Here is a 14,543-nt window from a genome sequence, read left to right as displayed (position 1 = left end):
CGTTATGACTGAGCACAAACGTCCACAGGTCGTTCATGTGCACGATCTCATGCAGGAAGCAACGTACACGCTCACCGAACCCGACGGGGAAAATTTTGATCCACGCTTCAAGCCCGAACTCACCCCGAAAGAGATGCTCGCTCTCGGGGTGTTTGGCGGCAAGTACATGACAGACTGTCGTGATGAATTTCCCGAAGACTGGTACACACACGCAAAACTCTGTCCGGAAAAACATGATGCGACGCTGAACTTTTTTGGCGTGAATGCGAGTCAGCCGCTCTCTGTCTGGCAAAAAAACGGATGGATTCACCCGATGGACCCGCGCGGATGGTTCCAGTGGTACTGCCGGTATTACAGGGGTCGCCGACTCCCCGAAGAAGATGAACGGCAAATCAAGCGCTGGATCGCCATCAAACGGCACATCACGCAGATCAAAAATAACTGTGCCAAAGGTGATCTTTCGTGTAGAAGACGCCAGAGACAGGCAGTGCTGCATTGGGCGTACGACAGCAGAAAGATATAATTGACAGAAAACAATGGATGGGGCGTAGAATACAGAAGTCGATTGTGCCTGATCCTTTCACACTGGAGGTATGTATGACCGGTATCGTCTTGTTGGTCGCGATAGTGATGTTCATCTTCTTTGGATATCTAATCTGTGCCTGTGTGTCTGTGTTGAGCAAGCTGGACAGGGTACCCAGAGCAACGCGCGGCATTACAAAGAGAATGGAATTACAGCTTGCGATTGCGGTTGCATGTGAAATTGAAGCTCTCTACAGAGCAGGCCTACAATTCACAGTCCGTCTCGGGACAATGATGATATGGCTGATGTACGTCACTTTTTTCGTGCATCTTCGCTAAGCACTCCATCACCCGTAGATGATCGACTCCCGGCAGCACACGTTGTGTCTGCCGGTTTTTCAGTGATGTCGCACCGTGATGAAATAGCGCTGATACTCCAGCACATACGAATAGCCTGATTGTTCGAGAATCGCCCCCGCCCTCTTCCACACATTCGGGTGACTCTGCGGACCATTCGCACGGATGACGCCACTTGGCTTCAATCGTGAGAGTGCTTCTTTCATGATGTGCGCCAGTAACTCGGCCTCCTGCGCATCAGTCGGGAATGATTCTGTGTGATCGGCAACATGTTCCTGCTTGATGGCATCCGTGAGTGCAATGCACAGACTCTCCGGAAAGATGATAAGGTCGAAGAGCCCTAGCTCCGGCCATTCTTGCGTGCAGTCGAACAGTTCTTTTTGGATCGGCGTATCGACAGTGAGAATGTCGGGGTTGGAATCCGCGATGATGATACTTCCAGATGGAATGCCAAGTTCGATCAGCAATCGCTCAAGATGCGCAGGACACGCACCCACACTCAGGAGTCGCTTCCCGTTTTGTAATTCGTTGATGTCTTCTTCGGTGATCAGTCCGGTTTCGATGTGATGACTCGGGCGGTAGAGCCACGAATATTTTTCGCTCTTCATGCGCGTGGCATCCGCGGCATCGAGCTGATCCGCAAAGAGACTCGTTTCGCGCAAACGGATTCGATCAAGAAATGATGGCAATCCTTCGGAGGTCATGCGCCGAGTGTACAGGAAATACTTGAATACAAAATGTATTCATCACAAGAAAATCAGATGCGCCCGACAATGAATGACCCGGGCTTTCCTTACGATTTTACAACGGCAGAATGCGAAAACGCCTATACTCACTCCATGGAAGCAGAACAATGGTACGCGGCACTTATTAAACCATCGTGGGCTCCGCCCGCTTTTTTGTTCGGTCCGGTCTGGACTGTGCTCTATATAGGGATCGCTCTCTCGTTCGGGCGCGTCTTTCTGCTCGCTATCCGCAAGCAGATTCCCCGGACGGTCGCCATTCCGTTCATCCTCAACCTTGCTGCCAATGCTGCCTTCAGCCCGCTGCAGTTTACGCTGCGGAGTAATGTGCTGGCTGCGTTCGATATCACACTTGTTCTCGGAACCTTGATTTGGGCCATGATCGCCATCTATCCGCACTCACGTCTTCTGACATGGGCACAAGTCCCCTATCTCCTGTGGGTGACATTTGCGACCGTGCTCCAGTTTACCATCACCGCCCTCAATCCCCTCTGATCCCATGTTTTTCAAACTGTTCGCCATTGCCCTTCCGGTGTTTCTGGCCATCGATATGCTGTGGCTCGGGGTCATCGCCCGGAATTTTTATAAACAGCAGATAGGCTCCCTCCTGAAAGACGATGTGAACTGGATGGCTGCGCTCATCTTTTATGTCATTTTTCTCTGCGGTCTGATTGTGTTTGTCATCCAACCCGCGATGGATAAAAAATCGTGGATGGATGCACTGAAATTTGGCGCACTGTTTGGACTCGTCACCTATGCCACATACGACCTGACCAATCTGGCCGTTGCCAAAAACTGGCCGCTTCCGGTTACGATTGTTGATCTTATTTGGGGCACAGTGCTCTCTGCATCAGTCGCAACACTCACGTACATCATCGCCCAGAAAATCGGATGATGGATCTGGCTGTCGTCTTCGGCAGCGTGCTCCTTGTGTACATGACCGTCTGGTTTTTGATTGCCTGTGTCCTGAAACGAAACGACGTCGCGGATGTTGCGTGGGGGCCGGGATTCATCCTTGTATCGTGGATTGGGTATGCGCTCTCTGCAGGGTCTGCGCGGTCATTGCTCGTGTCCGTTCTTGTGAGCATCTGGGGCATCCGTCTGGCGTGGCATATTTCCAGACGCGCACTCCGGAAACCCGAAGACAGCCGCTACGCCGCCTGGAGGCAGGCATGGACACATGTGTACATCCGCAGTTACGTGCAGATTTTTCTGCTGCAGGGCGTGTTACTGTTCGTCATCGCCCTTCCTCTTCTTGGGATTCATGCCGGTGCACCGGTGGATCTTGGCGTGCTCGATGCGATTGCGGTAGGAGTATGGGTCATCGGATTTCTGTGTGAATCTGTTGCAGACAGACAGCTGCGGACATTTGTGGCAGATCCCGCGCATAAAGGCCAGATCCTCCAGACAGGACTCTGGGCGTATTCCCGGCACCCGAATTATTTCGGGGAAGTGGTCCAGTGGTGGGGTATTTTTCTGCTTGCTGCAGGGCTCCCGTCTGTTTTTATCAGCCTGATCGGGCCCATCACCATCACGTTCCTGATTCTCTTTGTATCCGGTGTGCCCATGCTCGAACAGAAATATGCAGGACGTCCGGATTTTGAAGATTACAAAAAAAGAGTCAGTATGTTCGTGCCCCTTCCTCCGAAGCGCGCACGGTAATCTGTAACCTTTCTCTGAACACTCCGTAATAGATGGTGTAGGTCCCTACCAGTCCTTTCTTTCCCTTCCCATGGAATCTTCCGAATTGTCCGCTATTGGTGAATGCCAGGCGGGAAATCTATCCGCCTTCGACCAGCTCTATACGCTGCATGTCGATGCCGTCTACCGGTTTTTGCACCGGCGCACTCTCGTGAAAGAGATTGCCGAAGACCTCACCAGCGTGACCTTCATGAAGGCCATGGAATCCATCCGCTCTTTCAAGTCCGACCGTGGCGAACTCCGCGCGTGGCTCTACCGTATTGCACGCAATACCCTCATTGACCACTACCGCAAAAACCGCCCGTCTGTCGACATTGAATCCGTCTGGGATCTCCCGTCTGATGACATCACGGAAATGCGTACCGAAAAAAATATGGACGCGACCGCGCTGCATGAGGCAATGCAGACCCTCTCGAAAGACCAGCGCACCATTGTGCTGCTACGGATGTGGGAAGGACTCTCCTATAAAGAGATTGCCGACCTCACCGGAAAAACGGAGAACAATGCGAAAGTTATTTTCTCCCGCGCTGTCTCCCAGCTTCGCTCCAATTACGGCGGATCTGCAACCATCGCACTCCTTGCTTTATTCCCCCTCTCTCTATGAAGACTTCTATCAAACAATTCCTGGCCGATCTCTACGCGATCGACCCCACGCTCAAAGCGCACGAACCTGAGCTTATTCCCCTGCTCGAAAAACTCATTGCAGAAGATCCGTCCTCCGCACCGGATGATGCCTTCGTGCAGAAACTCCGGATGCAGCTCCGTGAACACGCAGCAGGTCTGGAAGAGGAACCTGCGGGTTCCTTCTTCGAGCGCTTCAAATACGCATTCGGCGGACTCGCGACAGTCGCCGTCATTCTCCCGGTCGCGTTCATCCTCACCAATCAGCAGCCCACAAATCCGGGCTCACCGCTTTTCACGAATAGTGTGGAATCCACCGGCAAGAATGCCTTCGGAAAGCTGAGTGACATGATCACCACGAATTCCATGGTCGGTACAGACATGCGCAGTGCCCGCCCGCAGAGTGGTGGCGGTGGACCTGGCATTGGAGGCGGTGGTGAAGGTGCTGTTACCAATGCTGTCGCACCGTATGGCGATATGGATATGCGGATCATGCCGTGGAACCCTGTGACGTATACCTACGTCTACAGCGGATCACTCACGGATCTGCAGCCGAATGTCTCTGTCTACAAGCGCAACTTCAAGCGTCTCTCTGTCCCGATGTCGACCATTGCTGCCAGTCTGAACCTGGGCGGCGTGAATATGGGATCGTTCAGTAACATGGATGTCGAGAGCGTATCGTTTGCCCAGCAGTCCCAGTACGGCTACCGGATGTACGTGAACATGATGGACTCCAGCGTCAGCATCGACGCGAACTACGAAAAGTGGCCGCAGTCCAACTGTCAGACCGAAGCGTGCTGGAAACAGCAGCAGGTGAAGATCGGTGATGTCCTGAGTGACGAAGAAGCCATCAGCATTGCACAGGACTTCGCGAAGGATCACGGCATCGACCTCTCTGAATACGGCACCCCCGAACTCGATAGCCAGTGGCGCCGCGAGTATGACCGTGCGACCGACAAGTCCCTGGTCTACATCCCGGATTCACAGCGCGTCATCTTCCCGCAGCTGATTGACGGCAAGCCCGTCTACGACCAGTCCGGCATCAAGTCCGGTCTGAGCATCTCTGTGAACGTAAAAGAGAAGCGCGTGATGAACGTCTACGGAATCGCTGACCACAGCTACCTGAAGTCCGAGTACGCAGGTGTCACAGATGAAGCTGCCATCCAGACATTCCTGAGCTCTGTTGATAACTACAACTACTATATCGACCCTGCAGCGAGTGTCCGGGAAGGAAGTGCAGACGCAAACACGAAGAAGGTGACCGTCATCCTCGGACAGCCGACCGTCTCCTACGCTCTCTACTACCGCTACACCCAGAACCGCAACGAGGAAATCCTGATTCCGTCCCTCGTCTTCCCGGTCGAACGTGTGGAAGGTGATACCACGGAGAACATGTATTACCGCCAGCAGGTGGTCGTGCCACTCTCCCAGGAAATGCTTGAGGAAATGAGCAAGCGGCCAGAGGTGATGCCGATGATGAAGGGTGGGGTGATGGAGGATGTGGCGCAGCCGGAGGTTTCGAATCCGTAATTAGTATTCAAAGAAAGACTACGCCGCCTCTGCTCTTGGAAGGGAGTGGGGGCGGGATTAGTCTATTAAATCTCTCTTGGAGAGAGCTGATATTTTTTTCTTCGACTTGAAAATGCAGCTGTACCACCTTCAAGTATTTTACAGACATTTTCAATAATTCCATCTGTAAATGCTTCGCCATCGAGATTCGGATTAGCACAATTTTCAAGAGAACCAGTTTGATAATTTATTCTTGGTTTATTGCCTCCTTCATAATTTGAAATACATATCTGTTCTGCATCTGTATTAACAACTAAATTAGGATTATGTGTAGCAATAATAATCTGCCTATTTAATTTTCTCTCTTTAAAATATTCAATTAAATCTACATATACAGACAAATTATCTAAATTATCTTCTGGCTGATCTACTAAGAGAGGCCGGGTATCAGATTTATCAATATGCAAATAGAGAATTAGTAATACAATTCCCTTTTGTCCTGGTGATAACAAAGTCAATTCTGTTCCATCAAATTTCAATGAAGAAATTACTTTGTAGCGATTAACATCAAGAATCCAGTTCGCGAAATGTTCCAAGCTATGATTCTGTCTTAACTGATCCTCGATACTAAGATCCACCTCTTTACCTCCTTCTGAAACTGTTAAAAACTTTTTAATTAAATCATAAATGCCCTGTTTAACAGATAATTCAACAAAATTAGGAGAAGAAATTTTTAACCAAAATTCATTCAATGCCTCCTTTAAATTTTCCGGACTCCTGAAACGTCCTTTTTTTGTTCTATCAATTAAATCAAGCCCATCTTGCCAATGCTTATCTACTTCATAAATAATTTTAGCTTCAAAATGAAGACTTCTATCAGCATCCGAAGAGCTAATATCTAACGAATGCTGCAATGGTAGATACAATTTTTCAATCTCTTTTTTTTCTTCTATTAATAGTTGGAAAAATGAGGAAAATATTATAACTCTCTTGGCGCTTAATTCGTCGTACTCTTTTTGCTTTGTGGTCTTTGTCAATTCAATTTCAGCTTTTAAAAGTAAAATCTCTTTATCAATTTTCTCAATTTCCTTCATTTGGAATTGATATTTCAACTTAGCAGTTTCATGCGCTTTTGTTTTATTAACAATCTCTTCAATTGTATTTTTCACAATATCTAAGTTTGGAGAAATAATTTCTTCCAGTCCTAAAATCTTTTTTACAGCAGCCTCTTCGCCTGACTTTAGGGTTTGAATTTGTAGTGCTAAATCACCTTTTTTCTTTGCAAGTGCCTGATTCAATTTTTGATCATCGAGAATAAAGCTAATTATATTTTCTTTTTCAATACCAATATAATCAAGGAGGGCATTAATATCAGTGATTTGTTTATCAATATTCTCTTTAAGAATTGAGAGCCTTGTTTCTATTTCAGGAATACGAATTTCAGAGTCTTTAATTTCAATAATTTTAGCTTCAATTATATCTTTCAGAGTATTTAATTTTACTAATGTATCTTGGTCTTTCTTATCTTCTATTGAAAGTTTTGGCAGAGTTTCCTTAAGTTGCCTTAACTCAGCTTCTTTATTTAAAATTGTTTTTTGCTTTTGTGGCACTTCGTTAATTGAAGCTTTTAATTCGTAGACTTTCTTATTAATCGAACGTATTTCTTGAATTCTTTCTTCTTTTTGTATTTCAAATCTTATTAATAATTTAGATAAAAGAGATTCAAAATCAGATGCTCCTTGTTTTTCTGTTTCATCTAGCGCTTGGAAAATTACATCTTCAATTTGCCTCAATAAATCTCCATCTGAATCAGGTGAACAAATCTTCTCAACAAATTGTTGTGGTAGAAATTGTAGTAATTCTTCTTGGGGCATGTCACCTCCTACAATTGCCTTTGTAATATTCCCTCCTTTCCACTGTAATTCAATACTCGTTCCTTCAATCGAATCTATATGCCTTTTTGCCTTATCGAGGAAGGCATTACTACTCGTATCTTTAACTCCACCAGCCAATGCAATCATTTCCAATAAAGCCGACTTACCAGAACCTCTGCCACCTATGATTGCAATTAAATCAGAATTAATATCAATCTTAAAATCTTCCTGAAACCATCCGTTAGAATTTTTTACTATAATGTTATTAATTATTTGATGATCACTTTTAACATTAGGTGATTCTGCTCCGATAAACACTCTATCTGGTTCATTGAGTACTTGTTTTAAACCCGCAAAAGTTGGATCTGCTTTTATCCAAGTGTATCTTTGTTCTGCGGGTTCAAATAGCGTTTCGTTTTTATGAGCATCGGATCCCCAAATACAAGGTTTAATTGTTTTGAATTCTTTTGCAAATTCTTCTTTTGAACTATGTTTAAGACCAAGCCCCCATTGTATTGTCGAAGCATTAGATGACAACAAAAAATGAGATTTTTGGATCATTTTCTTGCGAGTATTATGATCCTGTCCGTTCCATGAAATTTTACTTAAATCTTCGTCACAAGGAATAGTTAATATATATTTTCCAGAAAATACTTTATTGTTTTTTAATTCATCGACTATTTCCCCATCGTTAACTACAGCATTCATCATTCCTATATGTAAATTAGACCTATCTCTAAAAGGCTCATGTTCATCTCTTAATTTTCTTCCTAATTCTTCTAAATTAATTTTTTTTAATTTTCTTTTTTCATCCCCTCCAGACGGATCACTCTCACTAACAAAATTTAGATTGTGTAGAAAGTTTTCTTCAATGTTCTCTACACTCACACTATCTGAGAAAATAACATGGAAATTTAATCGTTGACCGTTAATTGGAAATAATCGAAATTCTATATTGGGAAACAATTTTATTTCCCTAATTTTTTGAATTAATAGTTGATCATCGCCGAAGATTCTTTCCATCTCCGAATCGCTTTGCGTATAACTTTTTATTTTTTTAAAACCTTCAATATAAAAATAATCAGTAACTCCTATTACCGCAATATTTTTTTGAATTGCAGAAAGAAAAAGGTTTTTTACATATCCATCCCAATCTTCTCCAAATCCATTCTCTAAAATGGATGCTGGGGTGTGGACATGTAAATCCCACTTGCGCCATTCAGAACCACGAGGAAAGTTCATAGATGCCATCTTAGGCTCTATATTCTACTTACAACAAGGTCTCTTGAGCTCCAAAACACTCCCGTCGACGATATTGCCCTAATCAAACCTATCCCCTACCCTCACCCCATGCCTCTCCTCCTCGCCTTCATCGGCCTCATCGCCCCGCGCTTCACCATCTTCATCCTGTGGCTCGCTTCCACGTGGTTCACCGGAGTCTTCGACACACGTTTGTGGCCCATCCTCGGATTCCTCTTCCTGCCGTTCACCCTCCTCTGGTACAGCGTCGTGGTGAACTGGTTTGGCGGACAGTGGGAATGGGTGCAGGTACTGGGATTGGTTTTGGCGCTGGTGATGGATTTGTCATCGAGTAAAAAGAGCACTGAAAGAAAGCGTTAATTTCTTCCTACCCGATACAGTATCTGAACAGTGTCTCCACTTTTGAGATGCATTTGATTCACTGCATAGGTTCCATCTCCCATTTCCAGTCCATTGACCAGAATAATAATTCCAAAAGAGAGGGATGCGAATTTTGTATGTAAAAATGATTGAAGGGGTTCTATGGAATCTAAAAATAATTGTGTTCGGGAAACCACAAAATGCAGGTCTAATTGTTTTGCCGAAAAATGATTCATCAAAAAATCTTGTACATCATATGTATTTCTTTCTACTTTTATGGAATCCACAACCAAGAGTGCATACGTATCATCACTAGCTTTTACATAGTGTATGGAGAATTTTTTTTGCTGTATTGCTACGTGCTCCATAGATACAACATGTATTTTTTCTCCCCACAAATACTCGCTTAATTGCAACATAGGGCAATAGTACTCTGTCTTTCTTGTTTGTATGCATTATCATGCCCCCATGCTTCATCCCTCCGTGCAAAACTTTGCCCGCTGGCAAGGCGCCCTGCTTTCCCGCGATCCTCATCAGGTTGCTGATCTGTACGCAGACAATGCAACTCTTATTCCCACGATGTTCAAAAAAATGGCCACGGACCACAGTGCCATTGTGGAGTATTTCACATTTTTCACCTCACTCCATCCGGAAGCAACCATGCTTCAGGAAGAAGTGATTCCGACATCTGACGACTGCTATCTCCACTGCGGCGTGTATCGCTTCAAGCTTACGGTGGATGGGTCGGAACAGGAGGTTGATGCGCGGTTTACGATGATGTGGCAGAAAGTGGATAACGAGTGGAACATTCTGCATCATCACTCGTCCAGAAATCCTGCCAGTTAATCCTGTTGTACCGGTCGTTTCATCTGCATGAGGATAGCCTAAGGAAATAACGGCTTTTTTGCTGATCAGTTTATGGAGGGTGTGGTATATTTACATTCCGATCTCTGGAACCTCCGGCACTCCAAAAAGACCCGACTTCGCTCTTTGAGCTACGCCGGGCAAGCCCATATCCGTACAATTTTTGTACTCAGAAATATTCTCTGATCCTAGATTTAATCTCAACATTAACCTTATCGTGTCCCCCTTCGCTCTTTGGAGCTACGGAGGACAAAGGATCTTCGGCCTCAAACTTCGCTTTGCTCGTTTTCAGCTCGAATTCACCTTTGGGGATGACAGGCTTCGACAGCGTGATTCTGGATATGCGTCGCTCCGATCCGGGATGGCAACGGTTCCCGATACCCACTTGTTGCAAAAACAACTGCAGCCAAATCTGCAACAGCTCGCCTTGAGAAGGGCCTGCGTTTCGCTCAGTCTCTGACTAGCGTTCGCTCCTTCGCATTCGCAGCCTAAGTTTCCCCTTTGTGGAAACGCGCTTTACCTTCCATCCTCACTAAAAGGATAAGGCGTTATCAGTGAGGTGGGATCAGTGTCTGACAGTGCACTGCTCCGACATCCCTCTGTCATCCTCACACTCCATCCTTGTTTCTTCCTAAGGAACTGTGAGTAACGGAAGATTCATGATCGTACGGGCACCATGTTCACACGTTGGACCCGAGTTCAATTCTCGGCATCTCCACCACACTTCGCTCTCTCTGGAGAGCTTCGCGTGGCGAGCCACGAACTCAAGAGAGTGAGTGGATCGCCTAGCCCGCAGAGTTCCGCAAGAGCGGGACGGCGTGGGCTGGTTTATTCAATATGAAACTTTTTTTAATAGATAATCCGAAGTGTGCCCCGCGGAGCTTTAGCGGCGTGGGGCAATTAAAAAATAATTCCATAATTATACACTTCGCTCTCTCTGGAGAGCTTCGCGTGGCGAGCCACGAACTCAAGAGAGTGAGTGGATCGCCTAGCCCGCAGAGTTCCGCAAGAGCGGGACGGCGTGGGCTGGTTTGTTCAATGTGAAACTTTTTTAATAGATAATCCGAAGTGTGCCCCGCGGAGCTCCGAGAGCGGCGTGGGGCAACCTATTTTGTGTTGTTCTTTTTGGTTATAGAACAAAGATTTTCTCTTTTCTATGCCATTTTTTTGCATATCCACTTTTTATTCTTTTATTTTCCATCAATGTGCTCTTAACAAAAGACCATACTATCTACATGTATTTTGTTTACATTCTTCATCTGAAAAATAATCAGCATTACATTGGCTGTACAAATGATCTCGTGAAAAGAACAGAAAAACATAGGCATCATGCAGTTCCAACAACAAGCAGGCTTCGCCCAGATGAATTAATCTTTTTTGCTGCTTTTAAAAATAAGGAGAAAGCATATGCATTTGAAAAATATTTAAAGAGTTCGTCAGGCTTTGCCTTTAGAAACAAAAGATTGATTTAAGTATAATTTAGACTTTGACACTTATACGATCTCTTTCTTCGCTTTCTTCTTCTCCAGAATCCACTTCTGCGTGGAACTCAGTGGCTTATCCGTCCGGTGCATACACCCCATCCAGCAACACGGACGGCGATCCCCTTCTTTGAGCTGCTCAGGAATCCGTTCGATGTGTTCTTTGCGTGTCTCCGCTTTCTTCACATATTCCACCCAGCAAATCCATTCGTTGCGCGCGAGTGGCGTGAGACTTTCCCACTGAGTGAGCGCCTCTTTGTCGGCCAGCAGTGCCTTCTTCAAATCTGCAGGCATGGGATGGGCGGTGCCGCCGGAAATCTCTTGTGCTGGCATGAGCGCATTGTATGCGATAAAACATCCGAAATCATCTTTTCGGCAAACATTTATATTGAACAAAAAATGTACTCAATATTTGACTCCGCTCAGAGTGACAATTCCCTTAGAGCGGCAGTGTGAAGCTCACTTTCGTCCCGCTTCCTTCAATACTCTCAATCCAGATTTTTCCGCCAGCGCGCGTGATGATGCCGCGGGCGATATAGAGACCGAGTCCGTTGCCGTCCGGTTTATGGAGGGGTGCATTCGATGCGCGGCGGTATTTTTCGAACATTCTTTCCATGTCCGCTTTCGGAATACCACAACCATGATCTTCCACAGAGATGACCACCTGCTTGCGGGACGGCGTGACACGGATAGTGATGCCCGATCCATCCGGAGAGTACTCAAGTGCATTCTGCAGAAGCTGACGGAGCACGAGTCCGATGAGAGTATGATCAAGCGGAAGCGTGATGTCATGACTCATCAAAACCTCGATGGTCTGATTCCGTTTATCTGCACTCGACTTCCATTCACCGATGGCATTGTCGAGAAGGGTGCGCAGTGAGGTGGGAGCCGGTACGTAATCCATGGTATTGAGATCCACTTTCTCCGCCTGCTGCAACGTATCAATAATACTGTTGAGACGACCGAGACCTTCATCCATACAGACAACGTGATCCTCCACCAGTTTTTTGAGCTCGGGACTGTTCGTATCATCACGCAGTGTTTCCAGTGACCACTTCATGATGGTGAGCGGTTCCCCGATCTGGTGGAACGTGAGCTTCAGGAGGCCTGAGCGTTCGGCATTCACTTTGTTGAGCACGCTGATCTGTCTGCGTTCCCAGAGCATGATAATGCCGCCGGATATAACGATGGCGATGAGAATCACAAAGAGCAGGGCAATAGGCGTGAAGGCGCTTTGCGAGAGCATGAAATAGCGGTCCGCCTGAATATCGATCCCGAGAATACCGGCGACACTTCCGTCTGCGCGGCGGATAGGAGCATAGCCGGACATCAGTGATCCCCACTGATCATACGTCACCTCCTGGTCACTCGACGGTTTTTCGAAGGCGGGGCCCTGGAGGGCGGGAATATCGGCAATATCATAGAGATCGCCGGGCTGTGATGCCTCTTCATCCGGATCGACAACATTGTTTCCGTTGAGGTCGAGCTCCGCGGGAGTACTGAGTGAATCCGCATCCGCAATAAACTCAAGCATGAGCGGATCATCCGTGCGGCGCATGATGTAGGCGAAGCGCACATCGGAGAGAGTCCGCATGGATTTGAGACGGTTGACGGTGCGGATGAAAAAAGCATTCGTGCGGTCTGCGGGCGTGCGGATCTCATCTAGACTGTCGCCGCTGATAAAGAGTGCAGCGGATGCGGCAATATGTTCCAGACGCTGATGCAGCTGCTCCTGCATGATGTCGCGGGCGCGCGTGTAGAACACGACACCCATGGATGTGATACTGAGCGCAATCAGCAGTGAGAGCGTGATAATCGGCCAGCGTTTCCAGAATATCTGCATACTCAGGCGAGGGGGAGGCTGATGGTAAAGAGCGTGCCCTTCCCCGGCGCACTCTCGACCTGAATACGTCCTTTTGCATTTTCGATAATATTTTTTGCAATAAAGAGTCCGAGTCCGTTTCCAACGGGCTTATAGAGCATCGCTTTTGATCCGCGGGCGAACTGCTCAAAAATATGCGGCAGATCTTTGGGGTCGATTCCGTATCCCTGGTCCTCCACTTCAATCACCACGCGGCGGCGGACAACGGTTGCACGGATTGTGATTTTTTTCTTTTCCGGAGAATAGTACGACGCATTTTCAATGAGCTCCTGGAGCACACCGCTGAACACTTTCGGATCGATACTGATGCTGGCTGCCGGAGAAATGTTCCGGACAATAGTCTGCTTGCGGCGCTTGACCAGAGAGAGGGTGCTCTCCGGAATCATGTTGATGATTTTTTCCACACTCACGCGGACGGCGCGGTAATCGGCCTGTTTGTTCTGCATGTGTGATGCTGTGCGCAGAGACGTGATGATGTGATCCATGCGGGAAATACCTTCTTCCAGCTGACTGATGACATCATCATTTTTCTTTTTGCTCTGGTCACGGAGAATTTCGACCCACCAGCGGAATGTTGCGAGCGGTACGCCGAGCTGGTGTGTTGCGAGATCCATGAGTGCACCGCGATCGGCTTCGAGCTGCTGCAGCGATTCGAGTCTGCGCTGACGCACAACGGCAACCACATAGACAGACATCAGCACTCCTGCAAATGCCACAAGGAGCAGAGCGACCGGAGAGAAGATCCGCTGTGAAATGCTGATGAAATCACTGGCATCCATATCGAGTCCCAGCACGCCGGCAACATGTCCGTTCGCATCGACAATCGGGGCGTATCCCGAAATGAATGTGCCCCACTGATCGGCTGTGAATTCCTCATCCACTCGGGGCTCCGTGAGATTCTGCAGTGCCGGTACATCACGGATGTCGTAGGGATCACCGGGATGACCAGGCTCTTCATCCGGATCGACAATACCGTTTCTGTTCGTATCAAGCTGTTGAGGCGTTTTCAATCCGTCGGCATCCGCCACGAAATCCATGACGAGAGGATCATTCGTCGGACGCATGATGTAGACGAACCGGATGTTCGGGATATTCTTGCGCAGCACATCCAGTTCTGTCACGAGTGTGCGGTACTGGGGCTTCGTGGTATCTGCATGTGTTCGCAGTGCTTTGATGAGTGCGGGATCAATATGAAGGGTTGCCAGGATGGCTGTTGTACGAAGACGCTCCTTCAGCTCCTCTTCCATAATGAAACGGCCGTGCAGAAAGAAGAATATGCCAAGCATTGCCACACAGCCAATGACGACCATCGGGAGGACGGCGTACCGGAGGCTGCCGGAAAGGCTGGAGGGAGTGGTAAAACGCACAG

At 47.3% G+C, this 14,543-nt stretch carries 16 protein-coding genes and 1 other RNA gene; 11 read left to right on the top strand and 6 right to left on the bottom strand.

Annotated features, from left to right (window positions below; translation table 11 throughout):
- Window positions 1–4 precede the first annotated feature (4 nt).
- Together K8942_01800 and K8942_01795 are read left to right on the top strand one after the other, a co-directional pair.
- Entirely contained in the window at window positions 5–523 is a 519-nt protein-coding gene (locus K8942_01800; GenBank protein UPA22926.1) for a hypothetical protein, read from the top strand.
- A gap of 44 nt (window positions 524–567) precedes the next feature.
- Complete coding sequence (locus K8942_01795) at window positions 568–861, top strand: hypothetical protein (protein ID UPA22925.1); 294 nt, start codon at window positions 568–570, stop codon at window positions 859–861.
- A 59-nt stretch (window positions 862–920) separates the two neighbouring features.
- Here K8942_01795 and K8942_01790 read toward each other — a convergent pair whose 3' ends face one another.
- Window positions 921–1,583 carry a hypothetical protein gene (locus K8942_01790; GenBank protein ID UPA22924.1) on the bottom strand — a complete coding sequence of 221 codons (663 nt, stop codon included), beginning with the start codon at window positions 1,581–1,583 and terminating at the stop codon, window positions 921–923.
- A gap of 135 nt (window positions 1,584–1,718) precedes the next feature.
- Between K8942_01790 and K8942_01785 the strand changes: the two genes are divergently transcribed.
- From K8942_01785 to K8942_01765, 5 genes are all read left to right on the top strand, one after another.
- Complete coding sequence (locus K8942_01785; protein ID UPA22923.1) at window positions 1,719–2,117, top strand: tryptophan-rich sensory protein; 399 nt, start codon at window positions 1,719–1,721, stop codon at window positions 2,115–2,117.
- Between the two features lie 4 nt (window positions 2,118–2,121).
- Window positions 2,122–2,517 carry a DUF2177 family protein gene (locus K8942_01780; GenBank protein UPA22922.1) on the top strand — a complete coding sequence of 132 codons (396 nt, stop codon included), beginning with the start codon at window positions 2,122–2,124 and terminating at the stop codon, window positions 2,515–2,517.
- Window positions 2,514–3,284, top strand: a complete 771-nt coding sequence (locus tag K8942_01775) for a DUF1295 domain-containing protein (protein ID UPA22921.1) — start codon at window positions 2,514–2,516, stop codon at window positions 3,282–3,284. The genes K8942_01780 and K8942_01775 overlap by 4 nt, the downstream gene beginning before the upstream one ends.
- A gap of 70 nt (window positions 3,285–3,354) precedes the next feature.
- The gene (locus K8942_01770) at window positions 3,355–3,927 is read left to right on the top strand and encodes a sigma-70 family RNA polymerase sigma factor (GenBank protein ID UPA22920.1); all 573 of its coding nucleotides are present in this window, start codon (window positions 3,355–3,357) and stop codon (window positions 3,925–3,927) included.
- A complete protein-coding gene (locus K8942_01765; protein ID UPA22919.1) occupies window positions 3,924–5,474 on the top strand; it encodes a hypothetical protein in 1,551 nt (516 codons plus the stop codon). Before K8942_01770 ends, K8942_01765 begins: the two co-directional genes overlap by 4 nt.
- A 65-nt stretch (window positions 5,475–5,539) precedes the next feature.
- Here K8942_01765 and K8942_01760 read toward each other — a convergent pair whose 3' ends face one another.
- On the bottom strand, window positions 5,540–8,569 hold the full coding sequence (locus tag K8942_01760; GenBank protein UPA22918.1) for a hypothetical protein: 3,030 nt from the start codon (window positions 8,567–8,569) through the stop codon (window positions 5,540–5,542).
- A 108-nt stretch (window positions 8,570–8,677) separates the two neighbouring features.
- On the opposite strand from K8942_01760, the gene K8942_01755 reads away from it, so the two are divergent.
- Window positions 8,678–8,947: a hypothetical protein gene (locus K8942_01755; protein ID UPA22917.1), complete on the top strand. Its 270-nt coding sequence runs from the start codon at window positions 8,678–8,680 to the stop codon at window positions 8,945–8,947.
- Here the strand turns inward: K8942_01755 and K8942_01750 are convergent.
- Entirely contained in the window at window positions 8,944–9,366 is a 423-nt protein-coding gene (locus K8942_01750; protein ID UPA22916.1) for a hypothetical protein, read from the bottom strand. The genes K8942_01755 and K8942_01750 overlap by 4 nt on opposite strands.
- A 49-nt stretch (window positions 9,367–9,415) precedes the next feature.
- Between K8942_01750 and K8942_01745 the strand changes: the two genes are divergently transcribed.
- The 3 genes from K8942_01745 to K8942_01735 all read left to right on the top strand — a co-directional run bounded on the left by K8942_01745 (window position 9,416) and on the right by K8942_01735 (window position 11,283).
- A complete protein-coding gene (locus K8942_01745) occupies window positions 9,416–9,793 on the top strand; it encodes a DUF4440 domain-containing protein (GenBank protein UPA22915.1) in 378 nt (125 codons plus the stop codon).
- Between the two features lie 325 nt (window positions 9,794–10,118).
- Window positions 10,119–10,532: a transfer-messenger RNA gene (ssrA, locus tag K8942_01740) on the top strand.
- 514 nt (window positions 10,533–11,046) lie between these two features.
- Complete coding sequence (locus K8942_01735; GenBank protein ID UPA22914.1) at window positions 11,047–11,283, top strand: GIY-YIG nuclease family protein; 237 nt, start codon at window positions 11,047–11,049, stop codon at window positions 11,281–11,283.
- Between the two features lie 21 nt (window positions 11,284–11,304).
- Here the strand turns inward: K8942_01735 and K8942_01730 are convergent, their stop codons facing one another.
- From K8942_01730 to K8942_01720, 3 genes are all read right to left on the bottom strand, one after another.
- Entirely contained in the window at window positions 11,305–11,625 is a 321-nt protein-coding gene (locus K8942_01730; protein ID UPA22913.1) for a YdeI/OmpD-associated family protein, read from the bottom strand.
- Between the two features lie 106 nt (window positions 11,626–11,731).
- On the bottom strand, window positions 11,732–13,135 hold the full coding sequence (locus K8942_01725; protein UPA22912.1) for a HAMP domain-containing histidine kinase: 1,404 nt from the start codon (window positions 13,133–13,135) through the stop codon (window positions 11,732–11,734).
- Window positions 13,136–13,137: 2 nt separating this feature from the next.
- Window positions 13,138–14,541, bottom strand: a complete 1,404-nt coding sequence (locus K8942_01720) for a hypothetical protein (protein ID UPA22911.1) — start codon at window positions 14,539–14,541, stop codon at window positions 13,138–13,140.
- Window positions 14,542–14,543 lie beyond the last annotated feature (2 nt).

It is taken from the genome of Candidatus Peribacteria bacterium (assembly GCA_023038255.1).
GTDB lineage: Bacteria > Patescibacteriota > Gracilibacteria > Peribacterales > Peribacteraceae > CALREJ01.
The sequence above is the reverse complement of the archived record's forward strand: the minus strand, read 5'-3'. Positions and strand labels throughout refer to the sequence as shown.

Excerpts from the sequence above, each read along its gene's own strand:
- K8942_01800 (UPA22926.1), top strand. The coding sequence starts at position 5 with ATGACTGAGCACAAACGTCCACAGGTCGTTCATGTGCACGATCTCATG.
- K8942_01790 (UPA22924.1), bottom strand. The coding sequence starts at position 1,583 with ATGACCTCCGAAGGATTGCCATCATTTCTTGATCGAATCCGTTTGCGC.
- K8942_01785 (UPA22923.1), top strand. The coding sequence starts at position 1,719 with ATGGAAGCAGAACAATGGTACGCGGCACTTATTAAACCATCGTGGGCT.
- K8942_01780 (UPA22922.1), top strand. The coding sequence starts at position 2,122 with ATGTTTTTCAAACTGTTCGCCATTGCCCTTCCGGTGTTTCTGGCCATC.
- K8942_01775 (UPA22921.1), top strand. The coding sequence starts at position 2,514 with ATGATGGATCTGGCTGTCGTCTTCGGCAGCGTGCTCCTTGTGTACATG.
- K8942_01770 (UPA22920.1), top strand. The coding sequence starts at position 3,355 with ATGGAATCTTCCGAATTGTCCGCTATTGGTGAATGCCAGGCGGGAAAT.
- K8942_01765 (UPA22919.1), top strand. The coding sequence starts at position 3,924 with ATGAAGACTTCTATCAAACAATTCCTGGCCGATCTCTACGCGATCGAC.
- K8942_01760 (UPA22918.1), bottom strand. The coding sequence starts at position 8,569 with ATGAACTTTCCTCGTGGTTCTGAATGGCGCAAGTGGGATTTACATGTC.
- K8942_01755 (UPA22917.1), top strand. The coding sequence starts at position 8,678 with ATGCCTCTCCTCCTCGCCTTCATCGGCCTCATCGCCCCGCGCTTCACC.
- K8942_01750 (UPA22916.1), bottom strand. The coding sequence starts at position 9,366 with ATGTTGCAATTAAGCGAGTATTTGTGGGGAGAAAAAATACATGTTGTA.
- K8942_01745 (UPA22915.1), top strand. The coding sequence starts at position 9,416 with ATGCTTCATCCCTCCGTGCAAAACTTTGCCCGCTGGCAAGGCGCCCTG.
- K8942_01735 (UPA22914.1), top strand. The coding sequence starts at position 11,047 with ATGTATTTTGTTTACATTCTTCATCTGAAAAATAATCAGCATTACATT.
- K8942_01730 (UPA22913.1), bottom strand. The coding sequence starts at position 11,625 with ATGCCAGCACAAGAGATTTCCGGCGGCACCGCCCATCCCATGCCTGCA.
- K8942_01725 (UPA22912.1), bottom strand. The coding sequence starts at position 13,135 with ATGCAGATATTCTGGAAACGCTGGCCGATTATCACGCTCTCACTGCTG.